Source organism: Sulfitobacter sp. EE-36, assembly GCF_000152605.1.
Taxonomy (GTDB): domain Bacteria; phylum Pseudomonadota; class Alphaproteobacteria; order Rhodobacterales; family Rhodobacteraceae; genus Sulfitobacter; species Sulfitobacter pontiacus.
In genome coordinates, this window is the sequence record NZ_CH959310.1 from 1,139,200 (window position 1) to 1,163,255 (window position 24,056).

At 61.7% G+C, this 24,056-nt stretch carries 28 protein-coding genes and 1 tRNA gene; 7 read left to right on the forward strand and 22 right to left on the reverse strand.

Features of this window, described 5'->3' with window-relative positions; translation table 11 throughout:
* Nucleotides 1–136: 136 nt before the first annotated feature.
* The 14 genes from EE36_RS08050 to EE36_RS08115 all read right to left on the reverse strand — a co-directional run bounded on the left by EE36_RS08050 (nucleotide 137) and on the right by EE36_RS08115 (nucleotide 11,935).
* A complete protein-coding gene (locus EE36_RS08050) occupies nucleotides 137–1,705 on the reverse strand; it encodes a gamma-glutamyltransferase (protein WP_005851153.1) in 1,569 nt (522 codons plus the stop codon).
* An 85-nt stretch (nucleotides 1,706–1,790) separates the two neighbouring features.
* Nucleotides 1,791–2,348, reverse strand: coding sequence for a CHAP domain-containing protein (locus EE36_RS08055; protein WP_235183743.1), 558 nt, complete (start codon nucleotides 2,346–2,348; stop codon nucleotides 1,791–1,793).
* A 195-nt stretch (nucleotides 2,349–2,543) separates the two neighbouring features.
* The gene (gene ureG, locus EE36_RS08060; RefSeq protein WP_005851157.1) at nucleotides 2,544–3,173 is read right to left on the reverse strand and encodes an urease accessory protein UreG; all 630 of its coding nucleotides are present in this window, start codon (nucleotides 3,171–3,173) and stop codon (nucleotides 2,544–2,546) included.
* The gene (locus EE36_RS08065; RefSeq protein ID WP_005851158.1) at nucleotides 3,170–3,805 is read right to left on the reverse strand and encodes an urease accessory protein UreF; all 636 of its coding nucleotides are present in this window, start codon (nucleotides 3,803–3,805) and stop codon (nucleotides 3,170–3,172) included. Before EE36_RS08065 ends, ureG begins: the two co-directional genes overlap by 4 nt.
* A 12-nt stretch (nucleotides 3,806–3,817) precedes the next feature.
* The gene (locus EE36_RS08070) at nucleotides 3,818–4,270 is read right to left on the reverse strand and encodes an urease accessory protein UreE (protein WP_005851160.1); all 453 of its coding nucleotides are present in this window, start codon (nucleotides 4,268–4,270) and stop codon (nucleotides 3,818–3,820) included.
* Between the two features lie 9 nt (nucleotides 4,271–4,279).
* Nucleotides 4,280–5,989, reverse strand: coding sequence for an urease subunit alpha (gene ureC / locus EE36_RS08075; RefSeq protein WP_005851162.1), 1,710 nt, complete (start codon nucleotides 5,987–5,989; stop codon nucleotides 4,280–4,282).
* A gap of 24 nt (nucleotides 5,990–6,013) precedes the next feature.
* Complete coding sequence (locus EE36_RS08080) at nucleotides 6,014–6,319, reverse strand: urease subunit beta (RefSeq protein WP_005851164.1); 306 nt, start codon at nucleotides 6,317–6,319, stop codon at nucleotides 6,014–6,016.
* Entirely contained in the window at nucleotides 6,316–6,501 is a 186-nt protein-coding gene (locus tag EE36_RS08085; protein WP_005851166.1) for a hypothetical protein, read from the reverse strand. The genes EE36_RS08080 and EE36_RS08085 overlap by 4 nt, the downstream gene beginning before the upstream one ends.
* Before the next feature lie 27 nt (nucleotides 6,502–6,528).
* Nucleotides 6,529–6,831, reverse strand: a complete 303-nt coding sequence (locus EE36_RS08090; protein WP_005851167.1) for an urease subunit gamma — start codon at nucleotides 6,829–6,831, stop codon at nucleotides 6,529–6,531.
* Between the two features lies 1 nt (nucleotide 6,832).
* Nucleotides 6,833–7,705, reverse strand: coding sequence for an urease accessory protein UreD (locus EE36_RS08095; protein ID WP_005851169.1), 873 nt, complete (start codon nucleotides 7,703–7,705; stop codon nucleotides 6,833–6,835).
* A gap of 153 nt (nucleotides 7,706–7,858) precedes the next feature.
* Nucleotides 7,859–9,172 (reverse strand): TRAP transporter large permease subunit, encoded by a 1,314-nt coding sequence (locus tag EE36_RS08100; protein ID WP_005851171.1) that lies wholly within the window; start codon nucleotides 9,170–9,172, stop codon nucleotides 7,859–7,861.
* Nucleotides 9,169–9,735 (reverse strand): TRAP transporter small permease subunit, encoded by a 567-nt coding sequence (locus EE36_RS08105; protein ID WP_005851172.1) that lies wholly within the window; start codon nucleotides 9,733–9,735, stop codon nucleotides 9,169–9,171. Before EE36_RS08105 ends, EE36_RS08100 begins: the two co-directional genes overlap by 4 nt.
* Nucleotides 9,736–9,847: 112 nt before the next feature.
* Nucleotides 9,848–10,885, reverse strand: a complete 1,038-nt coding sequence (locus EE36_RS08110) for a TRAP transporter substrate-binding protein (protein WP_005851174.1) — start codon at nucleotides 10,883–10,885, stop codon at nucleotides 9,848–9,850.
* A 195-nt stretch (nucleotides 10,886–11,080) separates the two neighbouring features.
* Nucleotides 11,081–11,935, reverse strand: a complete 855-nt coding sequence (locus tag EE36_RS08115; RefSeq protein ID WP_005851175.1) for a helix-turn-helix domain-containing protein — start codon at nucleotides 11,933–11,935, stop codon at nucleotides 11,081–11,083.
* 93 nt (nucleotides 11,936–12,028) lie between these two features.
* On the opposite strand from EE36_RS08115, the gene pobA reads away from it, so the two are divergent.
* Nucleotides 12,029–13,198, forward strand: a complete 1,170-nt coding sequence (gene pobA / locus EE36_RS08120) for a 4-hydroxybenzoate 3-monooxygenase (protein ID WP_005851177.1) — start codon at nucleotides 12,029–12,031, stop codon at nucleotides 13,196–13,198.
* Between the two features lie 101 nt (nucleotides 13,199–13,299).
* Here pobA and EE36_RS08125 read toward each other — a convergent pair whose 3' ends face one another.
* Nucleotides 13,300–14,280 carry a zinc-binding dehydrogenase gene (locus EE36_RS08125; protein ID WP_005851180.1) on the reverse strand — a complete coding sequence of 327 codons (981 nt, stop codon included), beginning with the start codon at nucleotides 14,278–14,280 and terminating at the stop codon, nucleotides 13,300–13,302.
* A 21-nt stretch (nucleotides 14,281–14,301) separates the two neighbouring features.
* Entirely contained in the window at nucleotides 14,302–14,895 is a 594-nt protein-coding gene (locus EE36_RS08130; RefSeq protein WP_005851182.1) for a TetR/AcrR family transcriptional regulator, read from the reverse strand.
* A 121-nt stretch (nucleotides 14,896–15,016) separates the two neighbouring features.
* Here EE36_RS08130 and EE36_RS08135 point away from each other — a divergent pair, with 121 nt between their 5' ends.
* Nucleotides 15,017–15,271, forward strand: a complete 255-nt coding sequence (locus EE36_RS08135; protein WP_005851184.1) for a hypothetical protein — start codon at nucleotides 15,017–15,019, stop codon at nucleotides 15,269–15,271.
* Nucleotides 15,272–15,777: 506 nt separating this feature from the next.
* On the opposite strand, the gene EE36_RS08140 is transcribed toward EE36_RS08135, so the two are convergent.
* Nucleotides 15,778–15,853, reverse strand: a tRNA-Ala gene (locus EE36_RS08140).
* A gap of 116 nt (nucleotides 15,854–15,969) precedes the next feature.
* A complete protein-coding gene (locus EE36_RS08145; RefSeq protein ID WP_005851186.1) occupies nucleotides 15,970–16,296 on the reverse strand; it encodes a TIGR02300 family protein in 327 nt (108 codons plus the stop codon).
* A 112-nt stretch (nucleotides 16,297–16,408) separates the two neighbouring features.
* Between EE36_RS08145 and EE36_RS08150 the strand changes: the two genes are divergently transcribed.
* Both EE36_RS08150 and EE36_RS08155 read left to right on the forward strand, forming a co-directional pair.
* On the forward strand, nucleotides 16,409–17,107 hold the full coding sequence (locus EE36_RS08150) for a M48 family metallopeptidase (protein ID WP_005851187.1): 699 nt from the start codon (nucleotides 16,409–16,411) through the stop codon (nucleotides 17,105–17,107).
* 56 nt (nucleotides 17,108–17,163) lie between these two features.
* On the forward strand, nucleotides 17,164–17,814 hold the full coding sequence (locus tag EE36_RS08155) for a GntR family transcriptional regulator (RefSeq protein ID WP_005851189.1): 651 nt from the start codon (nucleotides 17,164–17,166) through the stop codon (nucleotides 17,812–17,814).
* 21 nt (nucleotides 17,815–17,835) lie between these two features.
* On the opposite strand, the gene EE36_RS08160 is transcribed toward EE36_RS08155, so the two are convergent.
* From EE36_RS08160 to EE36_RS08170, 3 genes are all read right to left on the reverse strand, one after another.
* Nucleotides 17,836–18,798, reverse strand: coding sequence for an acetyl-CoA carboxylase carboxyltransferase subunit alpha (locus EE36_RS08160; RefSeq protein ID WP_005851191.1), 963 nt, complete (start codon nucleotides 18,796–18,798; stop codon nucleotides 17,836–17,838).
* Nucleotides 18,799–18,862: 64 nt separating this feature from the next.
* Nucleotides 18,863–19,462 (reverse strand): LysE family translocator, encoded by a 600-nt coding sequence (locus EE36_RS08165; RefSeq protein ID WP_254655565.1) that lies wholly within the window; start codon nucleotides 19,460–19,462, stop codon nucleotides 18,863–18,865.
* Nucleotides 19,463–19,566: 104 nt separating this feature from the next.
* Nucleotides 19,567–20,526 (reverse strand): L-malyl-CoA/beta-methylmalyl-CoA lyase, encoded by a 960-nt coding sequence (locus tag EE36_RS08170; protein ID WP_005851195.1) that lies wholly within the window; start codon nucleotides 20,524–20,526, stop codon nucleotides 19,567–19,569.
* Nucleotides 20,527–20,775: 249 nt separating this feature from the next.
* On the opposite strand from EE36_RS08170, the gene dgcN reads away from it, so the two are divergent.
* Genes dgcN through EE36_RS08185 form a run of 3 tightly spaced genes read left to right on the forward strand, consistent with a single transcriptional unit; the run spans nucleotide 20,776 to nucleotide 23,652 of the window.
* The gene (dgcN, locus tag EE36_RS08175; protein ID WP_039912203.1) at nucleotides 20,776–21,777 is read left to right on the forward strand and encodes an N-acetyltransferase DgcN; all 1,002 of its coding nucleotides are present in this window, start codon (nucleotides 20,776–20,778) and stop codon (nucleotides 21,775–21,777) included.
* 45 nt (nucleotides 21,778–21,822) lie between these two features.
* A complete protein-coding gene (dgcA, locus tag EE36_RS08180; protein WP_005851199.1) occupies nucleotides 21,823–22,788 on the forward strand; it encodes an N-acetyl-D-Glu racemase DgcA in 966 nt (321 codons plus the stop codon).
* Between the two features lie 3 nt (nucleotides 22,789–22,791).
* Nucleotides 22,792–23,652, forward strand: coding sequence for a D-amino-acid transaminase (locus tag EE36_RS08185; protein ID WP_005851201.1), 861 nt, complete (start codon nucleotides 22,792–22,794; stop codon nucleotides 23,650–23,652).
* A gap of 31 nt (nucleotides 23,653–23,683) precedes the next feature.
* Here the strand turns inward: EE36_RS08185 and EE36_RS08190 are convergent, their stop codons facing one another.
* Nucleotides 23,684–23,998: a DUF1244 domain-containing protein gene (locus tag EE36_RS08190; protein ID WP_005851203.1), complete on the reverse strand. Its 315-nt coding sequence runs from the start codon at nucleotides 23,996–23,998 to the stop codon at nucleotides 23,684–23,686.
* Nucleotides 23,999–24,056 lie beyond the last annotated feature (58 nt).

Genomic DNA, 24,056 nt, shown 5'->3' on the forward strand with positions numbered 1-24,056 from the left:
GCTACAAATACGCGCGTCGCGGCAAAAGCGGATACGCCAGCCACGTGTTGCGCCCGTCCCTAGTCGGTTGTGACGCAAATGTACATCTCTTTGTCAGATGCGCAGGGCAAGGCAGCTATGCTTGCCCGTCGCTCTTTCAGGCGCTGACGGCATCCCCCCAAGCGGACATCACCTCTGTCACGCCGGTATTTTCGTCGCCCGCGCGCCCGACAGCAGAGGGGCAGGCGAAGTGATAGGGGAAGATCGTGCGCGGCGCGAGCACCACATTGTCCAGCGTGTCTTGCAGCGTCGCGATCACTTGCGGCGGCAGCGCCTGATCCACGATGGTCACATCGGCAAGGCTCATATCCGTGCGCGGCGCATGAAAGGCGGTTTCCAGATCCATCCCGTAGTCCAGCAGCAGTGAGGTCAGTTCGACCACAGCGGGCATGATCTTGCGCCCGCCAGACGCCCCAAGCGCGAATTGCGCACCGTCGGCACGCTCCAGCAGGGTGGGGCACATATTGGCAAGGCAACGTTTATCCGGCCCAAGCGAGTTCGGCTTGCCCTGTTCAGGGTCGAACCACATGATGCCATTGTTCATCAGAATGCCCGATCGGGGCAGCATCATCCGCGAGCCAAAAATCGACAGCAGCGTTTGGGTGACGGCGACCATATTGCCCGCCGCATCGACCACGCTGAAATGTGTGGTGCAGGACGGATCGGGTTCATGTTCGATATCGCCCATCGTGTCATAGCGTTCCTGGTTGGCTTGCCGGATGGCGCGGTCATAAGCGATGAAGGCTTCGGCGTCGGGGGCGTCCGTGCCAGGCTGCCAAGCGGTCATCAGATCAAGGGCGCGGCGCATGGTCGGGCCAGCGGTCAGGGTCGGTGTGGCGATGACCTCGTGCCCGCGGTAGGCATAGTGCATCGCGTCGACCAATGTCGCCTGATACTGCGCCAGATCCTCGGCCGTATGGTGCCCGCCCGCGGCTTGCAGATCGGCGACGATGGATTGCGCCAATGCCCCTTCGTAAAACGCGCGCGGTCCGTCCTTGGCCACGGTGCGCAGCGACGCGGCAAGACGGCCAAGGTCGCATTTTGTCTCGCCCAAGGCGGTCCAGCCAGAGGATTTGGGAAAGCCGTCTGCGTCCAGAAACGTCTCGGCCGATGCGGGGAAGGGGGCGAGGTCTTTGGCCGAACCACCAAGGATCAGCTGCGTGTACCAGTCAACTGGCAGACCATCATCGGCAAGCTTGATCGCAGGGGCCAGCAGATCGGCCCAAGGTTTCGTGGCAAAGCTTTCATGCGCCAGACCCATGCCCGCGACCTGACCGGGAATGGCAATCGCCTTGGCCCCGAAGACATTGCGGTCTTCCAGCACCGAAGGCCAGGGGAACAGATCGCCCGCCTTGCCGCCCACGATGGGATAGTCCGCGACATCCAGCCCCTTGGGGGATTTCATCCCGAATTCGATGACCTTGGCCGTCGTTTCGCCCGCCATGCGCACGACCATAAAGCCGCCGCCGCCCATGCCGCTCATCCAGGGTTCAGCCGCGCCAAGCGCAAAGGAGGTGGCAATCGCCGCATCCACCGCATTGCCGCCCTGCGCCATGACATCCGCCCCGACCTGCGCCGCGACACGGCTTTGGGAAGCGACGATCCCCTTGCGGCTGCGGGTCGCGGGTTTGGTGATCTGCCAAGAGGCATTCTGCTGCTGGGTCATTGGGGGCATCCTGATGTTTAGATGTGCCTACCCAACGCCAGTGTCAGCAGATTTGCAACCTTGAGGGGCACCGCGGCCCCATTGGTCAGTTGCTTTGTGTCGGTGCCGCTGAAAATGCGAACACGGGGGGCTGCGTCATCTCGTTCGACGGCGCGGATTTCGCATCGGGATAGATGAACCCGTTGATCGGATAGACACTGCCGTAGGACCCGGCCTGGCTTTCAAGGCGCACATCGGACCAGTCGTTCAGCGGAGATACGTCTTGCACGCTCATCCCAAGCGAGATCTTGTTGCGCTTCCAGTTGGCGTGATCAACTTTGATCTCGCGCGGGGAAACGACTTCGGAGACGACGGCAACATGGCCCATAGGGTTCCGGCTGGTGCCTTTGAACGCCATGACCGACCCGACGACGGGTTCTTTGCCGCGCTCGTACAGGCCGTTGGCTTGCGCCCACCATGTATTGGCATTGCCGCGGATTTGAACGCCGCTGGCATTGCGTGCGAAGGGCACGCACCAGACGCGCTGACCTTTGGATTGCAAAACGCGCACCTCGCGGATTGCCATGGCGTGCAGGTCGGGGTTGATACCCGCCTGACCAATGGTCTGAATTTCAGACGGGCCGCGGGCGCAGGCTGCTGTCATCAGCAGGGCCACACACAAAAAAGGAATTCCGACTTTCGATGACCACTGGCGTTTCACGCTCATTTATCTGTCCTGCTGCCCGTTTCACTCACCTTACTGTCCCAGTAAAGTCCGGCAGACATTCCGCGATTCTCGGCCAAAAACAAAGCGTCAGGATTTTCGTGGGCAAAATTCCGCCGCTATTATTGCAAATTGTTAATTTTCGGGAACCGGGCGGAGGCCGCCGATTTTGACAATCAGGTCCAGCAGCTCTGCCACACCCTTATCGTGTTTCATCTCGGCAAAGAGATAGGGCAGATCGCCGCGCATCCGTTTGGCGTCACGGTCCATCACCTCTAGCGACGCACCCACATGCGGGGCGAGGTCGGTTTTGTTGATGATCAGGATATCCGACTTGGTGATCGCCGGCCCGCCCTTGCGCGGGATCTCTTCGCCCGCAGCCACGTCGATGACATAAAGCGTCACATCCGCCAGTTCGGGGCTGAAGGTCGCCGACAGGTTATCGCCACCGGATTCGATGAGCACGCAGTCCAGATCGGGATGACGGTCGCGCATCCGGGCGACGGCGGCAAGATTGATCGAGGCATCCTCGCGGATGGCGGTATGGGGGCAGCCGCCGGTTTCGACCCCGATGATCCGGTCCTGCGGCAAGACCTGAAGCCGCATGAGCGCTTCGGCGTCCTCTTGGGTGTAGATATCATTGGTGATCACGCCGATCGACCAGCGGTCGCGCATGGCACGGCACAGGGCGGCGGTCGTTGTCGTCTTGCCCGCGCCAACGGGGCCACCAATGCCAATACGAAGCGGTCCATGGGGGGAGGTCATGTCTGGAACATCCTTGAGTAAAGCGTTTCATGTCGCATCGACGCGATATCGGCCAGAAAGCAGGCGCTGCCGATGTCGTCGATGGTTTGGGTCAGGGCCAGCGTCACCGTGTCGTGGCACAGCGGGGCAAGGGCGGTGATCACCCGCTGCCCGTCCGTTTGCCCCAAGGGCACCGCGCGGATCGCGGCAGAGACCAGTGCGCTGACAAAGGCGTGCAGGAACAGCTGCGCGCCTTGTTCCACGGGCAGCCCCTGCGCCGCGCAGGCTGCGCCAAAGGCGACGGGCAGCGTTAGGTCGGGGAGGTCATGCCCCCAGACGTCATTGACCACCCGCACAAAGGCCGCGCCCTGTTGGGTCATCTCGGTCAGTCGCTCCGACGAGGGGGCCAGCGCGCGCGCCAGCGCATCCACCTCGTCCACCCCCTTGCCCGCAAAGCCAGCGTTCAGCAGGATCGCATCGGTCCGGCCTGCACCGTGGGTGATGATATCCGAAAGCCACGCCTGAAGGCTGGCCGCATCGTGAATGGTGCCGTCCTGCACGGCCATTTCCAGCCCGTGGCTATAGCTGAACGCGCCGATGGGAAAACTGGGCGACAGCCATTGCGCGAGCGTGATCAGGGCTTGGGTTTGCATCGTCCGGCGGGCCTAATGTGCGTGGCTGTGGGTGCGCCCGTGGCCATAGGCACCGCCCTCGGGAATGAACGGTTCGGACACATCCCGCAACGTCGCGCCGAGCTTTGTCAGCATGTCGCGGATCACGTGGTCGTTCTGGATCAGCAGGCGAGCGGGTTCAAGCTGGCAGGGGCAGTGCCGGTTGCCGATATGCCATGCCAGCCGCACCAGATCGTCGCCGGTGATTTCCAGCAAGGCTTCCTTGGCCGCGATGACCTCGATGATCTGCCCGCCTTCAAGCTCGAACGCATCGCCGTGGTTCAGCGATTCCGTATGGGCGAGGTCCACGAGGAACCCGCGATTGTGGCTGGTCAGCAGGCGTTTGCGGCGCAGAAAGCGGTCGTCATAGGTCAGCACGCAGCTGTCATCCGCATGGTCCCACTGGCCGTGGCGCTTGATCGTATGGGCGGGGGGAAGGTCGGTCATCTAGGGGCCTCAGAACATGAAATAGCGTTGCGCCATGGGGACGGTCTCAGCGGGCGCGCAGGTCAACAACTCGCCGTCCGCGCGGACTTCGTAGGTTTCGGGGTTCACCTCTACCTTGGGGGTGGCCGCGTTGTGGACCAGATCGGATTTGCCGATGTTGCGGGTGTTTTGCACGGCGATGGTCTGTTTGCGCAGGCCAAGGCTGTCGCGCAGCCCGCTCGACTGCGCGGCTTCCGAGATAAAGGTCACCGCGCAATGTTGAAGCGCGCTGCCATAGGCCCCGAACATCGGGCGGGTATAGACCGGCTGCGGCGTGGGGATCGACGCATTCGGATCACCCATCTGTGCCACGACGATCATGCCTGACATCAATACCATTTCGGGCTTCACGCCAAAAAAGGCGGGGTTCCATAACACCAGATCGGCCTTCTTGCCGACCTCGATCGAGCCGACCTCGCGGCTGACACCATGAGCAATGGCGGGGTTGATCGTATACTTCGCGATATAGCGTTTGACGCGGAAGTTGTCGTTGTCGCCGGTTTCTTCCGGCAAGCGCCCGCGCTGCTTGCGCATCTTGTCAGCGGTTTGCCATGTGCGGATCAGCACCTCGCCCACACGTCCCATGGCCTGACTGTCAGAGGCGATGATAGAGAAAGCACCGATGTCATGCAGAATATCCTCGGCGGCAATCGTTTCGCGTCTGATCCGGCTTTCGGCAAAGGCGACGTCTTCGGGGATGGATTTATCAAGGTGGTGACAGACCATGAGCATGTCCAGATGCTCTTCGAGCGTGTTCACCGTGAAGGGGCGTGTCGGGTTGGTCGAGGACGGCAGCACATGCTCTTCGCCGCAAATCTTGATGATGTCGGGGGCGTGGCCGCCGCCTGCGCCCTCGGTGTGGAAGGCGTGGATGGTCCGGCCCTTCATCGCGCCAAGCGTATGTTCGACAAAGCCGGATTCGTTCAGCGTGTCGGTGTGGATCATCACCTGCACGTCCATATCGTCGGCGACCGACAGGCAGCAATCGATAGCGGCAGGGGTGGTGCCCCAATCCTCGTGAAGCTTCAGCGCGCAGGCCCCGCCGTTCACCATCTCGACCAGTGCGCCGGGTCGGCTGGCGTTGCCCTTGCCCGAGAGACCGATGTTCATCACCACGCCATCCATCGCCTGCAACATGCGCCCTATGTGCCACGGGCCGGGGGTGCAGGTGGTGGCCAGCGTGCCATGCGCCGGGCCGGTGCCGCCGCCAAAGCAGGTGGTCACGCCGGAATGCAGCGCGTCTTCCATTTGCTGGGGCGCGATAAAGTGGATGTGGCTGTCGAAACCGCCCGCGGTGAGGATGCGTCCCTCGCCTGCGATCACCTCGGTCCCCGGTCCGATGATGATGTCGACGTTTGGCTGGGTGTCGGGGTTGCCCGCCTTACCAATCGCCGCGATGCGCCCGTCCTTCAGCGCGACATCTGCCTTGTAGATGCCCGAATGATCCACGATCAGCGCATTGGTAATCACAGTATCCACCGCACCGTTTGCCCGCGTGACCTGCGACTGGCCCATCCCGTCGCGGATCACCTTGCCGCCGCCGAACTTCACCTCTTCGCCATAGGTGGTCAGATCGCGCTCCACCTCGATGATCAGATCGGTGTCGGCCAGTCGCAGCCGGTCCCCCGTGGTGGGGCCATACATCGCTGCATATTCAGAGCGGGGGAGTGTGGTGGTCATAGGTCTCTCTTTCCTCGAAGCGCCTTAGAGCGCGCCCATCACTTCAGCGTTGAACCCGTACACCTTGCGGTCTCCCGCGAGCGGGATCAGCTGCACCTCGCGGCGTTGACCGGGTTCAAAGCGCACGGCGGTGCCGGCGGCGATGTCCAGCCGGTAACCACGCGCGGCGGCGCGGTCAAAGTCGAGCGCGGGGTTGGTTTCGGCAAAGTGGTAGTGGCTGCCGACCTGCACGGGCCGGTCGCCGGTATTGGCAACCATCAGGGTGATGGCTGTGCGATCGGCGTTCAGGGTGATGTCCCCCGCGGCGCACAGCACCTCTCCGGGGATCATTTGCGTGCCTTGCGGGGGGCCTTGACTCGCCCGCGCAGGGCGATGGCCGCGGCGGTTGCGATGACGGCAAGCCCCATGAAGACAGGCATCCATTCGGCCCCGTGGGGGGCGATATGCACACCGGGGTGGGCAAGGGCAGGGCCGGCCATCAGGGCGGCGGGCAGGATCATCAGATGTTTCATAGCAGGGGCCTTTCTTGCGAATGGGGGCTAGCGGATAGGGTTGTGCACGGTGACCAGCTTGGTCCCGTCGGGGAAGGTGGCTTCGACCTGCACGTCGTGGATCATCTCGGCGATGCCCTCCATACAGTCGTCGCGGGTGATGACCTGGGCACCGGCCTGCATCATCTCGGCCACGCTGCGGCCATCGCGCGCGCCTTCGACGACGGTGTCGGTGATCAGGGCAATCGCCTCGGGGTGGTTCAGCTTGACGCCACGGGCCAGACGCTTGCGCGCGACTTCGGCCGCCATGGCGATCAGCAGTTTGTCTTTTTCACGGGGGGTCAGCTGCATGTCAAAGCATCCATGTTTTAGGAGGGGCCGCGCCGTGCAAGCGGGCGATGATCGGCACCAGAGACTGGCGCAGGATGTAACTGTCGGGCGCGAGGAGCCGCGCATAAAGCACGCCGTCGCGGATCAGGCTGGCACCGGCGCTGGCAGGCAGCAGCGCGCGCAGGGGGGCAAGCAGCGCTTCGGCATCGGGGGCGGCGTAGATCACACTGGCCATGGCGCAGTTGCCGCCCGCGGTGGCGGTGCCTGCAAGCTGTGCATGGATATCGCCGGACAGACGCACGGCATCTGCAAAGATAGGGTGCCCGTCGCGGCGGATCGTGATGTTATCGGCAAAGCGCGCGTCGCGCAGCGTTTCGCCCATGGAGACGCGGCCAAATACCAGCGGCTCTACGCCGAAGAAACAGGCATCACCCGACAGGTCCACCTCCAGCTTGCGGCGCAGGGCGGAGCCGTTGAACAGGATCGTTTCCTGCGGCAGCCAGTCGATCCGTGCCCCCGCTTTTGCATCCAGCCGCGTGGTCATCTGCGCCATGGGGCCGGGTTGCGCCAGATAGACGCGCTCGGCCGCTTGGCTGGTCAGGGTCAGCCGGCTGCCCGCACCCGCCGTGGCGGTGATCGACAGTTCATCGCCGCCCGTCATCCCGCCCGAGGTATTGAGGAAAACCCCCGTCAGCCCGCCCGCCGCCGCGCGCGGAAACAGCGCTTTGAAGCAGCCTTGCTGGTAGAGATCGCCAATCACCGACGCGCCGCCATAGGTCTTGCTGCTGATGCGCAACGCCCCGCGGGCGCGGGGTTGCATCGGCACGGCGAGAGCCTGATCGGTATGGGCGGCGATGTTGATGGGGGGCCTCGTCCAGCTGAAAATAACTCCCATCTGGATAGCGTGATTCCCGTCGGGTGCGATCCGAAACGGGCATTTTTGGCGCAATTTCAGGCTGTATTTCGACGGCTGCCTAATATTTGAGCATAACCCGTCAGGGGCTTTGACCCGCAGCCGTGCCGCGGGTCAAGGCAGGTGTTTACAGGTCTACCCGTAGAAATACTTGGGCAGATAGGTCGCGATCTCGGGGATCAGAATGATCAGCAGAACCCCGATCAGCGTCACGATCACGTAAGGCGTCACAGAGGCATAGATATCGCCCATTGTGACATCCGGCGGGGCCACCCCTTTGAGGTAAAAGAGGTTAAAGCCGAAGGGCGGGGTCATATACCCGACCTCCATCATGATGATGAAGAGGATGCCGAACCAGATCGGATCAAAGCCATAACTCTGCACAACGGGCAGGAATACAGGCAGGGTGATCAGCATGATCCCCACCGGATCCAGCACCATGCCAAGGATGAAGAGCACCGCCAGCATAAACACCAGCGACCCCCAACGCCCACCGGGCACAAGGTTCATCATATCCTGGATCAGGCTTTGTGCCCCAAGCGCGGTATAGGCCGTGCTGAAGGCATGGGCCGCGAAAAGGATCCACATGATCAGCGCGGTCAGTTTCAGCGTCGCGACAGAGGCGTCGCGGATCACGGCCCATGACAGTTGCCGGTTGACGCCCGTAGCGACCATTGCGCCAAAGACGCCGATGGCGGCGGCTTCGGTCGGCGTCGCGTAGCCGCCGAAGATGGCCCCCAGCACGATCACCACGATCAGGATCGGCAGGATCACCGCCTTGAGAGACCGCAGCTTCTGCCCCCAATTCGCGCGTTCCTCTTTCGGGAGGGCGGGGCCCAGTTCCGGCTGCATCCAGCAGCGCCCGCCGATATAGACGGAGACGAGGAAGAACAGCAGCAGCCCTGGCCCGATACCGGCCGCGAACAGACGCCCGACCGACACTTCGGTTAGCAACGAATACAGCACCATCAGGATCGACGGCGGGATCAGGATGCCCCAGCCCCCGCCCGCGTTGATCGCCCCAAGCGCGAGCTTCTTGTCATAGCCGCGTTCCAGCATCTTGGGCAGCGCGATGGTCCCCATCGTGACAACTGCCGCACCCGAGATGCCCGACATGGCAGCAAAGATCACGCAGATCAGCACCGTGCCGATAGCCAGACCGCCGCGCAGCCCGCCCCACCATTCGTGCATCATATCGTAAAGGTCATTCGCGACCCCCGATTTTTCAAGCAGGATCGCCATGAAGACAAACAGCGGGATTGCCATCAGCGTGGGGGATTGCATCGTTTCCCACATTTTGGAGGCGAGCAGATAGAACCCCAGATCGCCCATTTCCGCATAGAGGAAGATGACCGATATCCCCCCAAGGGCAAAGGCCAGCGGCGTACCGAGCATCACAAACAACAGCAGCGCGCCAAAGAAAAGCATGGTCAGGATTTCAACGCTCATGACTGGCCTCCTGCGGCTTGGGCGGCTTGGGTGTCGCCGGCGGCCGGTTGTCCAAAGATCGCGGGATCATTGGGCAGCCCCATCAGAGTGCGCACATCGGCCCAAAGGCGTACGAAGCCCTGCAACAACAGCAGCAAGGCGGCGACGGGGATCAGCGATTTTGTCGGCCACAGCGGGGCCTTCCAGACAGAGTTCGACCGCTCCATATCCGCGATGGCCTCGGACGCGATGTCATAGCCTTGCCACAGCAGCACGCCGACAAAGATCAGGAACAGCGGCCATGTCACGATGTCCACCAAGGCTTTGCGTTTGGGGGAAAACTGGCCGTAGATGATATCGACGTTCACGTGACCGCGTTCGGTCAGCAGATAGCCGCCCCCGATGATCGCATAGACACCAAAGATCAGCGTCGCCAACTCGGCAGTCCAGATCGCGGGCTGTCCGATCAGATAGCGCATGACCACATCGGCCAGCAGCAGGGCAAAGATGATCAGCACGCAAAAGCTGATCCAATAGCCGATAATGCGGTTCAATTGCGTGATGAAGCGCGCAAGTTTAAACAAAACGTTTCTCCCTCAAGACATAAAAGAAGCCGCCCGAAATGCAGGGACATGTCAGGCGGCTACATTGATTTTCACTGTGGCATCACCGGGGTCGAGCCCCCGGATCAGGCCCCTAGAGGTAGCCGAGGTCGGTCATCAAGGTTTTGTAGATATCCGCCGCCTTCGCCGCGCGTTCGCCTTTCTGCGCCTCTGTGTCGAGGATCTTGGCCGAGGCATCGGCAAGAATCGCCAGAACGTCGTCGGGCAGTTCGGACACCTCGATATCGTTCTCGGCGATGCCCGAAGAAATCGCGATGGCTTCGGCGTGCTGGTATTCGGCCGACCGCTGGAAGAACCGCGTCTCCATCGTGTCGAGCAGGGCAGTGCGCAGATCGTCCTCCAGCCCGTCGACGGCCTCCATATTCAGGATAAAGGCGTCGGTGGTCTGACCAAGCGCGGGTTTGTAGTGGTATTTGCAGACCTCCCAAAGGGACATGGATTTCGCCCCGACGGCAGCGCCCCAATGTGCGCCATCCACAACGCCCGAGCTGAGCGATTGATAGAGCTCGGACCCGGGGATGTATTGCGGCGCGGCACCAGCGGATTGCAGGTAATCCAGCATCGTACCCGACGACCGCAGCTTGAGCCCTTTGAAGTCTTCGGCGGATTCGATCTTTTTCGACACGACGATTTCGACGGGCAGGACCTTTTCTGTCTTCATCATCACGCCATCGGCGTTCAGGTCTTCGTTCACCAGCGCCTCAAGGCCAAGGTTCTTGACCGCGTGTTCCATTTCCCAGGCCTGACGGAAGGTGCCGGGGATGCCGAACAGGAAGGACGCGGCCTGCGCCTGATCTTGCACATAGGACGGGCTGACCGTCCCCATGGGCACCACGCCCTTGCGCACGATATTGTAGATGTCGGGGCCTTTGGCGAATTCGCCAGCACCCAGCAGATCCATTTTGAACGCGCCTTCGGTGCGCGTCTCAAGCACTTCGGCCAGTTTGCCAAGGCTGTCGGTGAAAGAGCTGGACGCTTTGGGCCAATGCGCTTGCACGCGCCAGTTGACCTTGCCCTGCGCGATCCCTTTGCCGACCAGCGCCGGTGTCGCCAGCGCGCCAAGAGCAGCGCCGCGCAGCATGGTGCGACGGTTCATATTGCCTTTTGTCATTCTATTTCCTCCCAGAAACTTCGGTTTCTCTTATCTGCGCGGCACGGGTTGCGCAGGCTCCCTAACGTCACCTTCACGTATCAATTGGGGTAGGTCAAACGGCTGTTAGCGATAACGGTTAATAATTCTGACATTTGTCAGTTTTGTGAGCGCTGATTTGCCGAGACTTCAACCTATGGTCCTTTGGCCGCGATCTCAGGTTACGAATTGCTGGCGGTATTGCGATGGGGTCACCCCCTGCACGGTGCGGAAACGGCGCGAGAAATAGGACGGATCGGCGAACCCCAGACGGTAGCCAACCTCGGCCACTGACAGGCGGGTGAAGGCCAGCATGCGGCAGGCTTCCTCGACATGGCGGGCTTCGATGTAGGCGGTGGCGGACAGCCCCTTTGCCGCGCGACACAGGCGCGACAGATGTCCGGTGCTGATCCCGAGGGTGCTGGCAAAGTCCTTGGCCGTCCAGCCGGCACTGTCGGGATCGCCGATAAGCTGGTCGAGCCGCGACAGGCGATCATCCTGCGGTGCGTCGTTGCTGCGGTTTTGCGTGGTCCCCCATGCCGCGATGCTGGCCAGAACCGCATGTCCCAGCCCCACGGCAATCTGCGCCCGAAACGGCGCCCCCGTCTGGGCCGCCACGGTTTCCAGCTGGGTCATCAGCGCGATCAGCGGGCCCGCGGCGCGACCAACCGTCGGCTTGGTCAGCGCCTGTGCGACCTCGGCATTGACGGGCCCGATGCTGTGCAGGATCGCAATGGGAAAGGATTGCACCATGCCTTGGGTATTCGGGGCAAAGTCGAAACTATGCACCATGCGGGGCGGGATAAAGACGACCGATCCCTGCGTTAGGGCAAATCGGTCGCCATCAATATTCGCCGTGCCACCCCCCGAAAGGATGTAGAGCACCTGCGCCAATTGCGCGTGCCGATGCGGCGCGATGTGCCACGCGTGATCCGGTGCGCGGTCCTTGATCCGTTCGCAATGGAGGACATCGGGAAAGCCTTTGGTTTCGCCAAAAAGCGCATAGCTGGGGATCGGGGAAAGCTCTGTCATGCACGGATTGTACCAGCAATTGCGCTAACGATCCATTCATCATGCACGTTCCGTACAATAGGTTAACCCGAAAATCGGGCAGGGAGCAGCTCTATGAAAACGGAAGTCGTCATTATCGGCGGCGGGCCATCGGGCTTGCTGCTGTCGCAATTGCTGAACGACGCAGGGGTCAGCACTGTCGTGCTTGAAAGGACCACCCGTGAACACGTGCTGTCACGCATCCGCGCGGGCGTGCTTGAGGATGGCACAATGAACCTGCTGCGCCATGCCGGTGTCGGTGCGCGGATGGACCAACAGGGCTTGCCGCACAAAGGCTGCTACCTGACCGACAACGATCTGATGGTGCATATCGATTTCCACAAGCTGATCGGCAAGAAGGTCATGGTCTATGGCCAGACAGAGGTCACCCGCGATCTGTACGACGCACAGGACCGGATGGGCACCACGATCATTCACGAGGTCGAGGATGTGGTGATCGACGGTGCGGACAGCAATGCGCCCACGGTATCCTTCACCAAAGACGGCCAGCGACGCGAGATCAGCTGCACTTACGTGGCGGGCTGTGATGGGTTCCACGGTGTCAGCCGCGCGACGATCCCCGCCGCCAAACGCCGGGAGTTTGAACGGGTCTACCCCTTTGGATGGCTGGGGATTCTGTCGCGCACGAAACCGGTGAACGATGAATTAATCTATGCCAGTTCGGCGCAGGGCTTCGCCCTTGCCTCCATGCGTAGCGCAAGCCTGAGCCGCTATTACATTCAGGTGTCGTCGACCGAAAAGGTCGAGGATTGGAGCGATGACCGCTTCTGGGAGGCGCTGAAGCAACGTTTGCCGCGGCCTGTGTCAGAGGCGCTTGTGACCGGCCCGTCGATCGAGAAATCCATCGCGCCGCTGCGGTCCTTCGTGAGCGAGCCTTTGCGGTGGGGAAACCTGTTTCTGGTGGGGGATGCCGCGCATATCGTACCGCCCACCGGTGCCAAAGGGCTGAACCTCGCGGTGTCCGATGTCTTCTATCTGCATGACGCGCTGATTGCCGCGTTGAAGCGAGGGGATCACAGCGGGGTTGAGGGTTATTCCGCCCACGCGCTGTCGCGGATCTGGAAGGCGATGCGGTTCAGCTGGCAGATGACAACAATGCTGCATCAGTTCGAGGGTGAAGACAGTTTCGCTCCGCAGATGCGGCGGGCGTCGCTGGCCCATCTGGCGCAAAGCGAAACAGCACGGCGCGATCTGGCAGAGAATTATACGGGGCTGCCGTTCTAAAGATCGCGGCCACTCAAGCTAGAGTACCAAAATAAAAGCAGGGCGGCCCTTGATCCCGGATCAAGGGCCGCCCTGTTTGGTGCTGTGGTATTCGGCTGCGTTTAGCCGTGGATCATCACCTTGCCGGGGCGGCCCGGTGTTAGCGAGGCTTTCAGCGCACCCGAAAGATCATCCAGCCCGAACTGCCCACCGTCTTCCAGCACCAATTCGCCTTTGGCGACCAGCGTGACCAGTTCAGTGATCAGGCGCTTGCGCTCTTCGGGGTCCATATCGCCGCTCACGCGGGAGCCCCAGAAGCCTTTGACGGTGATGTGCTTCATGATCAGCGCGCCAGAGTTCAGCGGCATCGGCGCACCGGTCGCGGTCCCGAACACGACAAGCTCTCCGTCCAGTCCCAGCAGATCGACCAGATCGGCAGAGATATCGCCCCCCACGGAATCGATCGCGGATGCGGCCCCTTTTTCGCCAATGATTTCGCGCGCTTTATCCTGCCAGCCCGCTTCCGAGGTCGACAGCACGTTGTCGATGCCCAGATCTGTCAGCTCTTTCACAGCATCTTCGCGCCGCACGAGGTTCAGCAGGTTGATGCCGCGGCTTTTGGCGAGCGTGGTCATGATCTTGCCGACGGCCCCGTTTGCAGCGGTTTGGACGATCCAGTCGCCTTTCTGCGCCTTGAGCGTTTCCAGCAGAGAGATGGCGCTGAAGGGCATCGCGATCAACTGTGCGCCAGCAACATCCGAGATCACGTCGGGCAGGGGCAGAACACCCGTGGCGGGGGCGACGAAGTATTCAGCCCAGGTGCCATGCACGCCCGCGATCGACACACGCTGGCCGATCATCGCGTCGTCCACGCCTTCACCGACAGCCTCGACGGTGCCAAGCGCTTCGCTGCCGGCAATCGCGCCGGGAAGCTCGGGCTTGTAGCCGTAGTTGCCGCGGATGGTCCAAAGGTCGTGGTTGTGGATTGGCGACAGGGTCATCTTGACCAGAACCTCGCCCGCCCCTGCGGTGGGGGTGTCGACTTCGGTCGCTTCGATAACGTCGATGGGTTCGCCAAAGCTGTTGTGCGCGGCTGCTTTCATGGGGGTCTCGCTTTCTTTGGTTTATTGTATGGTTAGAAAATCGGTGGTTTCTGACAAAGCCTGCTGCAACGGGACCTGATCCTGCGACAGTTTCGACAGGATCGCGGCCCCCAGAAACTTGGCATAGAGCATCTGCGCTACTGCCCGCGGATCATCGACCGGCGGGACGGAGCCTTCTTCGGCCCCGGCAACCAGCAGTTGCGCAATGCGGCTGACCAACTGAGCCACGCCATCATCCAAGATGCGCCGCATGTCGTCGGACAGATCGGCAACCTCGGCCCCAAGCTTCACAACGAGGCACTGGTTGGCGATCCCTTCGGAATGGGCATGGGCAAGCCACGCCGACCAGAAGGACAACAGCTTGTCACGGGCAGAACCCGACCCACTGCACAGCGCATCCATGCGCGCCAGATAATCGTCGACATAGTCGTGCAGCAAAGCCTGACCAAAGGCATCCTTGGACGGAAAGTAATAATAGAACGACCCCTTGGGGACTTCACTTTCCCTCAGGATGCGCGCCAGCCCGACCGCGCCAAACCCGTGCTTGCTGATCAGCGCACGTCCGGCGGTCAGTATCTTTTGCCGCGTTTGATCTGATTTCTTTTGCTCTGTCATACGGGGGAGGTAAGAAGTAATAGACCGGTCGTCTAGTGGTGCGGCCAATTTAATTTTGTGCGCGGCTGTTCCTTGCCGTACAGCTTGGGGTGGGGCGGCGTTTCAAGGGGCAGGGTGCGCAATGGGAAAGGTGACGGACCGAGCGGTCATATGGGTGTTTTGCGTCTCAGGCGTGCTTTGTCTCGGGATCATCGCATTCCTTGAAGTGCAGCACTGGGTCGAAAGCATCCCCTACACCGACACATGGGCCTATTTCCGCAACTACCACCCGATCCGGCACAAGCTGCTCGTGGTGTTCGCATGGGTCTTCGCCGCCGTCAGCGTGACCGCGGGCTTTGTATACGTAGGTAGGCTTGCGATGCGTCGAAAACGCTGACGCGCGTCAGTCAGCCTCGCGTGGTGCGTGACGTGTGCGCTGGAATGTAGGGGGGAAGTTTGGTGGAGCCTAGCGGGATCGAGCCGCTGACTCAGAGTGTCCGCTTCGCGGACGCGCGTCAGTCAGCCTCGCGTGGTGCGCGACGTGTATGCTGGAATGTAGGGTGGTGTTTGGTGGAGCCTAGCGGGATCGAACCGCTGACTCAGAGTGTCCGCCTCGCTGACGCGCGTCAGTCAGCCCCGGGTGGTGCGTGACGTGTGTGCTGGAATGTAGGGTGGTGTTTGGTGGAGCCTAGCGGGATCGAACCGCTGACTCAGAGTGTCCGCCTCGCGGACGCGCGTCAGTCAGCCCCGCGTGGTGCGTGCCATATATGCTGGAATGTAGGGGGGAAGTTTGGTGGAGCCTAGCGGGATCGAACCGCTGACTCAGAGTGTCCGCCTCGCGGACGCGCGTCAGTCAGCCTCGCGTGGTGGGTGACGTGTGTGCTGGAATGTTCGGTGAAGGTTTGGTGGAGCCTAGCGGGATCGAACCGCTGACCTCCTGCATGCCATGCAGGCGCTCTCCCAGCTGAGCTAAGGCCCCATCGTGGATCAGAGATCCGGGAAGTGTATCAACCGTTCAAGGCCGATGCGCCGCTGAATAGGCGGTCGCGAAGGCGGGATCAAGAGGAAAATCTATCCCGCCCTCGCAAAATTCAATCAATCTTCGTCGTCGGATGCAACGTCGGCGATTTCTTCGAGTGGAACGGTATCATCATCGTCGTCGTCATCGTCCAGGATGTCGTCGTCCAGATCCACATCTACATCGTCGTCATCTACCAATGTCTCGTCATCATCCACATCGCCCTTCTTGGCTTTGGCGGTGACGGCATCTTCGGCGTCTGCTGCGATCATGCGGGATTTGGAGTTATCCACCTCGACCACTTCGCCGGAGTAAGGGCTGATGATCGGATCTTTGTTCAGGTCGTAGAACCGCTTGCCCGTTGTGGGGCACAGGCGCTTGGTTCCCCATTCTTCATTGGGCATCGAAGTCCCCTTTTTGAAAGTGTTGTTGCGTATAGATGATTCAGGCCAAGTGCCATATGAGATAGGCACTGTCAAAGGCAATCGCCACCCCATCGCGACCCGGAACCCTGAAATGCCTGATCCTGTCCTGCCCGGAAACCCGCCTATCCCGCTGATCCTGCGCCGCTCTGCGCGGGCGCGGCGGATATCATTGCGGATATCGCAGTTGGATGGGCGGGTGACGCTTACCATGCCGAAACGCTTGAAGGAGGCAGAGGGAATCGCCTTTGCCCGCGAGAAAGAGGCGTGGATTCGGCAACATCTGGAAGCGCGTGGCGCTGATGTTCTGGTGGGCATCGGGGCAGAGTTTCCCTTGGGCGGTCGGATGCTGCGGGTTGAAGCCGGGCAGGGCAGACGGGTGGTACTGGGGACCGATACGATTTCGGTGCCCGGTCCGGTGGCGCGTGTGCCGACCCGGCTTGCCGCGCATTTGAAAGAGCTCGCGCGGGACCGGCTGACCGGGGCCTGCGACGATTATAGTGCGCTGCTGGGGCGGCCGTACAGCAAGCTAACCTTGCGGGATACGCGGTCGCGGTGGGGGTCTTGCACCTCGGACGGGGGGCTGATGTTTTCGTGGCGCTTGATCCTGACGCCGCCCGACGTGCTTGATTACGTCGCCGCCCACGAGGTCGCGCATCTGGCGCAGATGAACCATTCGCCCGCCTTCTGGGCCGAGGTCGAACGGATTTACGGCCCCTATCAAGAGGCGCGCGGCTGGCTGCGCACCCACGGCAGCGACCTGCACCGGTTCAAGTTTACTACGCAGGCATAGACCTCGCCCGCGTTTGCGACATTGACGCAGCGGCGATTCGTGATCACAACGGCTATATGAACCTGAACCCTCGCCCCCTTGATGCGCATCCTTTGGCCCATGACCGTGTCTATCGGCAGTTGCGGACCCGCATCATGCACGGCGATCTGGCCCCGGGACAGGCGCTGACCCTGCGGGGAATCGGGAAGGAATACGAGGTGTCGATGACTCCCGCCCGCGAGGCCGTGCGACGGCTGGCGGCGGAAGGGGCGTTGACCATGTCGGCCTCTGGCCGGATATCGACGCCGGAGCTGAGCAACGAACGGATCGAGGAGCTGGCCGCCCTGCGTGCCCTGATCGAGGTGGAGCTTGCGAGCCGCGCCCTGCCGCGGGCCCACCTTGCGCTGATCGACCGGATGCAGGCGATCAACAATGCCATCTCGGATGCGGTGATCCACCGTGACGCGGTGAGCTATATTCGCACCAATCTGGAATTTCATCGCACGCTGTACCTACGGGCGCAGGCCCCTGCGATGCTGGCGATGGCGGAAACGGTCTGGCTGCAGATGGGCCCGACGATGCGGGCGCTTTATGGGCGGCTCAGACGGACAGAGCCGCCGCATTTTCACAAGCTTATTATCGCGGCGCTGCGCGCGGGCGACGAACCCGGTCTGCGGCTGGCAGTGCGCACCGATGTGACCCAAGGTCTGCGGATGCTGGCGACGTGATGCGCCAGCGGGCGGCGTAGATTACGCCGCCAGCCCCTTGGCCCCGAGGTCGAGGAATTTCTTGCGGCGATCTGCCACCAGCGCCTTTGGGTCTTTGCCCGACAGGTCATCCAGCATCGCGGCAATCGCCTTGCGCACCGATGCAATTGCCTCTTTCCGATCCCGATGCGCGCCGCCACGGGGTTCGGGGATGATGCGGTCGTTGACGCCCAGTTGTTTCAGATCTTGCGCGGTCAGGCGCAGCGCTTCGGCGGCCTCGCGCATTTTCTCGGCGTCTTTCCACAGGATCGATGCGCAGCCCTCGGGCGAGATCACAGAGTAGACGGAATGTTCCAGCATGGCGACGCGGTTCGCCGTGGCAAAGGCAACCGCCCCGCCTGACCCACCTTCACCGATGATGACAGACACCAGCGGCACACCGATCTGCAGGCATTTCTCGGTCGCGCGGGCGATGGCTTCGGATTGGCCACGCTCTTCCGCGCCTTTACCGGGGTAGGCACCGGGGGTGTCCACCAGCGTGATCACGGGCAGCCCGAACTTGTCGGCCAGCTCCATGAGGCGCACGGCTTTGCGGTAGCCTTCGGGGCGGGCCATGCCGAAATTGCGTTCGATACGGGATTTGGTGTCGTTGCCCTTTTCGTGGCCGATCACGACGACAGGCGTGTCGTTGAACCGTGCCAGACCGCCCATGACCGCAAGATCATCGGCAAAATTCCGGTCCCCCGCCAGCGGGGTATATTCGGTAAAAAGGGCCTCGATATAGTCTTTGCAATGGGGCCGGTCGGGGTGACGTGCCACCTGACATTTGCGCCACGGCGTCAACGACTTGTACAGATCGTCAAGCATTTGGTGGGCTTTTTCGTCCAGCGTTTTGGCTTCGGCGCTCACGTCCATCCCTTCGGAGGACCGCGCCAGAGCGCGCAGCTCTTCCGCTTTGCCTTCCACTTCGGCCAGTGGTTTTTCGAAATCCAGATACTGTGTCATCACCTGCTCCGCGCTTTGTTCAGGGCTATATGGCGTTGATTTGCGGTCTTTGCAACGGAACCTGTCAGCTGGCCGGCCAAAGGGCAGGCAGCAGCGACGCCACGAGCAGCGCGGCCATGGTCACGTTAAACACCCGCAAACGCCGGGGATTGGTTAGAAAACGGGCCATCTGCCCGCCAAGAAGGGTCCAGAGGGTGACCGACGGCAGCGCCATCACCGCCACGACAAGCGCCGTGATCACCAGCGGCAATATGCCGGCAGAGGGCACGTAGATCGTGATGATGCTGAGCCCGAAGGCCCAGGCCTTGGGGTTGACCCATTGAAACCCCGCCGCTTGCAGAAAGCTCAGCGGTTTGGCGTTGGGGTCTGCGCTTTGCACCGGGGCGGCGGTGGCGATCTTATAGGCGAGGTAGATCAGATAGATCAGGCTCAGGACCTTGAGCACCGTATAGATGACGGGAAAGGCGTCAAACACGCGGATCAGGCCAAAGCCCACCAGCAGCAACATGACCATAAAACCAAGGGTGATGCCCATCATATGCGGGACCGTGCGCGCAAAGCCGAAGTTCGCGCCCGATGCCATCAGCATCAGGTTGTTCGGCCCCGGCGTGATAGAGGTGATCAGCGCGAAAAGCGCGAGCGCAGAGAGGACATCGATGGTCATGCTGCCTTGATGCCCCAAGCCGCGGGGCATGCCAAGCCCGCTTTGCAGCGGGGGAGATGTCGCGGCGCGTGGGTCGCCTCGCGCCGCTGTTCAGTATCGCGGGGTTAGCGCGAGGCGATCATCTCGGACTGGCGCACGATGACTTCGGCCTGTTTGATGCTGGCGATATCGACCAAACGGCCCTTGTAGACGGTCGCGCCTTCGCCGTTGGCCTTGGCTGTTTCCATCGCGGCCAGAATCTCGCGGGCTTCGGCGACGGCCTCGTCGGAGGGGGTGAACACCTCGTTCGCGACGGCGATCTGCTTGGGGTGGATGGCCCATTTGCCGACCATGCCCAGGGTCGCCGACCGGCGCGCCTGCGCGCGGTAGCCTTCATCGTCCGAGAAATCACCGAACGGACCATCGACCGGCAGCACGCCGTGGGTCCGGCAGGCGGCGACAATGGCGGTCTGCGCCCAATGCCACGGATCGGACCAATGCTTTGCCCCGTCGCGCAGCATGTAATAGTTTTCTTGCGTGCCACCGATGCCGGTCGTCTGCATCCCCATCGAGGCGGCAAAGTCGGCGGCACCAAGGCTCATCGCTTGCAGGCGCGGGCTGGCGGCGGCGATCTCTTCGACGTGGGCGATGCCTGCGGCCGATTCGATAATCACCTCGAACGAGATTTTCTTGGTGCGGCCCTTCGCGGTTTCGATCGCCGTGACCAGCGCGTCGACAGTATATACGTCAGCGGCACAGCCGACCTTGGGGATCATGATCTGGTCCAGACGCTCGCCCGCCTGCTCCAGCAGGTCGACGATATCGCGGTACCAGTAAGGTGTATCCAGCCCGTTGATCCGCACGGACAGTGTTTTGTCGCCCCAGTCTACATCGCTGATCGCCTTGATGATATTGGCGCGGGCGCTGTCCTTGTCCGTGGGGGCCACACTGTCTTCCAGATCAAGGTTGATCACATCGGCGTCAGAGCTCGCCATTTTTTCGAAGATTGCCGGGCGCGAACCGGGGCCGAACAATTGGCAGCGGTTGGGACGTGCAGGTGCTGTAGGCTGGATGCGAAAGCTCATATGCGGAATCCTTGAGTAATAAAGTTACGACTTGCTTGCCTTGGGTGGTATTAAATTGCGCTGCGCCCTGCAAGGGTGATCTCGCACCTGCAGCATCAGCGGCTGAATTTCTGTGCACAGTTCTTGCTTGGATGGTCGAATATCCGCAAAATTCCCGCGCCATCTCTTGCGCCTACCACTCATTTGCAACCTTATCGCGCCGAAAGGCTGCGAAACTGAGCCAAAGCCAAATTGCAGGAGCATGTGATCATGATCAAAACACCTTATCTTCTTTTTCTGGGCGACGCGCCGGATCACCTTGCGGTTAAAGTGGCGCAGGGCATCAAGGACTGGCGTCCTGAAAATGCCGTCGGTCAGCTGCGGCTGGACGGGTGCAAGGCGGATCTGGGGCTGACCGATATGACGCTGGCGCAAGCGAAAGACGCAGGCGCGCAGACCCTGGTGATTGGCGTCGCCAACCGCGGGGGCACCATCAGCGCCACATGGCGCGCCGTGCTGGTCGACGCGCTGGAGGCCGGTTTCGATCTGGCATCCGGCTTGCATAACCTGCTGCGCAACGAGCCAGAGCTCGTGGCCGCCGCCGAGAAACACGGGCGCAGCTTGCATGATGTGCGTATCCCGTCGGTGCAGTACCCGATTGCGAATGGCGTCAAACGCAGCGGCAAGCGCGTGCTGGCGGTCGGCACCGATTGTTCGGTCGGCAAGATGTATACCGCGCTGGCGCTGGACGCGGCGATGAAAGAGAAGGGGCTGAAAAGCAGCTTCCGCGCGACGGGCCAGACCGGTATCCTGATCACCGGCGAAGGTGTTCCTTTGGATGCCGTGATCGCGGATTTCATGGCCGGCTCGATCGAGTATCTGACCCCCGACAATGACGATGATCACTGGGATATCATCGAAGGGCAAGGGAGCCTGTTCCACGTGTCCTATTCTGGTGTCACCATGGCGCTGATCCACGGCGGCCAACCCGATGCGTTGATCCTGTGCCACGAGCCGACCCGCAAGACCATGCGCGGACTGCCCGACTACACGCTGCCCAAGTTGGAAGACGTGCGCGATGTTGCACTGACGCTGGCAAAGGTTGCCAACGCAGGCTGTCAGGTGGTCGGTATCTCGATCAATACCCAGCATCTGTCGGAGGCAGAGGCAGACGCCTATCTGGCCGAGGTCGAACAACGCTTGGGCTTGCCAGCCGTGGACCCGTTCCGCCAAGGTGCCGCGAGATTGGCGGAGGCTTTGGCAGCCCTCTGATCGGCCCTTCGGGGAGAGTTTAAGTGGCAAAATGAAGGAGCGGATATGCGTATTGAGGTAAGCCGGGATGTCTTTCGGCTGGCGCAGGTCTTTACCATTTCGCGTGGATCGCGGACCGAGGCGCAGGTGCTCACGGTGCGGATCACCGATGGCGGCGTGACGGGGTGGGGCGAATGTGTGCCCTATGCCCGGTACGGCGAGACGCTGGAGTCGGTGACGGCAGAGATCGAAGCGCTGCGCGGGCCGCTGACGCGTGATGCGCTGTATGACCTGCTGCCGGCTGGTGCCGCGCGCAATGCAGTGGATTGTGCCCTATGGGATCTGCAAGCCAAGCAGGCGGGCAAACCTGTGTGGGAACTGGCGGGGCTGGCGCGACCGGGGCCCGAGATCACGGCCTTTACCCTGTCGTTGGATAGCCCCGAAAAGATGCGCGAACAGGCTGCCTTGCATGCGCACCGCCCGCTGTTGAAGATCAAGCTGGGCACGCCGGATGATATGCCCCGCCTTGAGGCCGTGCGCGCCGGTGCGCCTGATGCGCAGATCATCATCGACGCGAATGAGGGCTGGTCGGCAGAGGTTTATGCCGATCTTGCCCCGCATCTGGTGCGGCTGGGTGTGTCATTGGTTGAACAGCCTTTGCCCGCAGGGGATGACGATGCGCTCGTCGGGATGGAGCGGCCCGTGCCGGTCTGTGCCGATGAAAGCTGTCATGACCGTGCGAGCCTTGCTGCGCTGAAGGGCAAATACGATGTGGTCAACATCAAGCTGGACAAGACCGGTGGTCTGACAGAGGCGCTGGCGCTGCGCGATGCGGCTGTCGCGCAGGGCTATGAGGTCATGGTGGGGTGCATGGTCGGGTCGTCGCTTGCGATGGCGCCGGCGGTGCTGGTGGCGCAGGGGGCAAAGGTCGTGGACCTTGACGGCCCGCTGCTTCTGGCCGAAGACCGCGACAACGCTTTGACATTTGACGCCGCCGGGGTGCATCCGCCTGCGGCCAAGCTTTGGGGATAAGACATGCGGACTGTATATGTGAACGGCGAATACCTGCCCGAGACCGAAGCCAAGGTTTCGATCTTTGATCGCGGGTTTCTGATGGCGGACGGGGTCTATGAGGTCACCAGCGTGCTGGACGGCAAGCTGATCGACTTTGACGGCCATGCGATCCGACTCAGCCGGTCGTTGAACGAGCTACAGATGCGCAACCCGATCTCGAAGGAGGACCTGCTGGAGGTCCACCGCGAACTGGTGCGCGTGAACGAGATCGACGAGGGGCTGATCTATTTGCAGATCACCCGCGGATCGGACGGGGACCGCGACTTTGCCTTCCCCGATCCCGAGACGACAGAGCCGACGATTGTCTTGTTCACCCAGTCCAAGCCCGGTCTGGCCGACAGCCCCGCCGCCAAGAAAGGTGCCAAGATCATCAGCATCGAAGACATCCGCTGGGGCCGTCGCGACATCAAGACGGTGCAGCTGCTGTACCCTTCGATGGGCAAGATGATGGCCAAGAAAGCGGGCTGCGATGATGCCTGGATGGTCGAGGACGGCTTTGTCACCGAAGGCACCAGCAACAACGCCTATATCGTGATGGGCAACAAGATCATCACCCGCGCCCTGAGCAACGAGATTTTGCACGGCATCACCCGCGCTGCGGTTCTGCGTTTTGCCAAAGAGGCGCAGATGGTGGTGGAAGAGCGTAACTTTACTATCCACGAAGCGCAGCAGGCGGATGAGGCGTTTACCACCTCCGCCAGCGCCTTTGTCATGCCCGTGGTCGAGATCGACGGCGTGGCCTTGGGCGATGGAACACCGGGCAAGGTCGCGCCGCGTCTGCGCGAGATCTATCTGGACGAGATGCGCAAGGCGGCGGTCTAACCCGCCTTGCCAAGGGGCTGGCTGCGCGCGGTCAGCCCTTTTCGCCGACGTTCTGTTCGAAGGCGACCTTGAACGCCTCTTTCTGCGCGTCCTGCGCGTCGGTTTGATAGTTGGCTTTCCATGCGTCCATGGTCATGCCGTAGAACAGCTCGCGCGCTTCATCCTTGCCCATGTCGATCCCGCGTTCGTTTGCGGCTTCTTGATACCAGCGCGACAGGCAGTTGCGGCAAAATCCGGCCAGGTTCATCATGTCGATGTTCTGCACGTCCGTGCGGTCTTGCATCAGGTGCTGTTGCAGCCGGCGAAACGCAGCGGCCTGAAGTTCGATTTCCTGTTGTGTGGGCATTATGCTCTCCTGCGTGTGGGGTGGGCCCAAGCTATGGGTTGGCCGGTGCGGGTTCAAG

Coding starts and splice junctions, on each gene's coding strand:
- EE36_RS08055 (WP_235183743.1), bottom strand. CDS start 2,348: ATGACAGCAGCCTGCGCCCGCGGCCCGTCTGAAATTCAGACCATTGGT.
- EE36_RS08130 (WP_005851182.1), bottom strand. CDS start 14,895: ATGACAGAGCAAAAGAAATCAGATCAAACGCGGCAAAAGATACTGACC.
- EE36_RS08065 (WP_005851158.1), bottom strand. CDS start 3,805: ATGCAAACCCAAGCCCTGATCACGCTCGCGCAATGGCTGTCGCCCAGT.
- EE36_RS08160 (WP_005851191.1), bottom strand. CDS start 18,798: ATGACACAGTATCTGGATTTCGAAAAACCACTGGCCGAAGTGGAAGGC.
- EE36_RS08110 (WP_005851174.1), bottom strand. CDS start 10,885: ATGACAAAAGGCAATATGAACCGTCGCACCATGCTGCGCGGCGCTGCT.
- EE36_RS08145 (WP_005851186.1), bottom strand. CDS start 16,296: ATGCCCAATGAAGAATGGGGAACCAAGCGCCTGTGCCCCACAACGGGC.
- ureC (WP_005851162.1), bottom strand. CDS start 5,989: ATGACCACCACACTCCCCCGCTCTGAATATGCAGCGATGTATGGCCCC.
- EE36_RS08155 (WP_005851189.1), top strand. CDS start 17,164: ATGAACCTGAACCCTCGCCCCCTTGATGCGCATCCTTTGGCCCATGAC.
- EE36_RS08050 (WP_005851153.1), bottom strand. CDS start 1,705: ATGACCCAGCAGCAGAATGCCTCTTGGCAGATCACCAAACCCGCGACC.
- ureG (WP_005851157.1), bottom strand. CDS start 3,173: ATGACCTCCCCCCATGGACCGCTTCGTATTGGCATTGGTGGCCCCGTT.
- EE36_RS08190 (WP_005851203.1), bottom strand. CDS start 23,998: ATGCCCACACAACAGGAAATCGAACTTCAGGCCGCTGCGTTTCGCCGG.
- EE36_RS08100 (WP_005851171.1), bottom strand. CDS start 9,172: ATGAGCGTTGAAATCCTGACCATGCTTTTCTTTGGCGCGCTGCTGTTG.
- EE36_RS08095 (WP_005851169.1), bottom strand. CDS start 7,705: ATGGGAGTTATTTTCAGCTGGACGAGGCCCCCCATCAACATCGCCGCC.
- EE36_RS08080 (WP_005851164.1), bottom strand. CDS start 6,319: ATGATCCCCGGAGAGGTGCTGTGCGCCGCGGGGGACATCACCCTGAAC.
- EE36_RS08185 (WP_005851201.1), top strand. CDS start 22,792: ATGCGGACTGTATATGTGAACGGCGAATACCTGCCCGAGACCGAAGCC.
- EE36_RS08165 (WP_254655565.1), bottom strand. CDS start 19,462: ATGACCATCGATGTCCTCTCTGCGCTCGCGCTTTTCGCGCTGATCACC.
- EE36_RS08070 (WP_005851160.1), bottom strand. CDS start 4,270: ATGACCGACCTTCCCCCCGCCCATACGATCAAGCGCCACGGCCAGTGG.
- EE36_RS08085 (WP_005851166.1), bottom strand. CDS start 6,501: ATGAAACATCTGATGATCCTGCCCGCCGCCCTGATGGCCGGCCCTGCC.
- EE36_RS08150 (WP_005851187.1), top strand. CDS start 16,409: ATGCCTGATCCTGTCCTGCCCGGAAACCCGCCTATCCCGCTGATCCTG.
- EE36_RS08115 (WP_005851175.1), bottom strand. CDS start 11,935: ATGACAGAGCTTTCCCCGATCCCCAGCTATGCGCTTTTTGGCGAAACC.
- EE36_RS08135 (WP_005851184.1), top strand. CDS start 15,017: ATGGGAAAGGTGACGGACCGAGCGGTCATATGGGTGTTTTGCGTCTCA.
- pobA (WP_005851177.1), top strand. CDS start 12,029: ATGAAAACGGAAGTCGTCATTATCGGCGGCGGGCCATCGGGCTTGCTG.
- dgcA (WP_005851199.1), top strand. CDS start 21,823: ATGCGTATTGAGGTAAGCCGGGATGTCTTTCGGCTGGCGCAGGTCTTT.
- EE36_RS08125 (WP_005851180.1), bottom strand. CDS start 14,280: ATGAAAGCAGCCGCGCACAACAGCTTTGGCGAACCCATCGACGTTATC.
- dgcN (WP_039912203.1), top strand. CDS start 20,776: ATGATCAAAACACCTTATCTTCTTTTTCTGGGCGACGCGCCGGATCAC.
- EE36_RS08170 (WP_005851195.1), bottom strand. CDS start 20,526: ATGAGCTTTCGCATCCAGCCTACAGCACCTGCACGTCCCAACCGCTGC.
- EE36_RS08090 (WP_005851167.1), bottom strand. CDS start 6,831: ATGCAGCTGACCCCCCGTGAAAAAGACAAACTGCTGATCGCCATGGCG.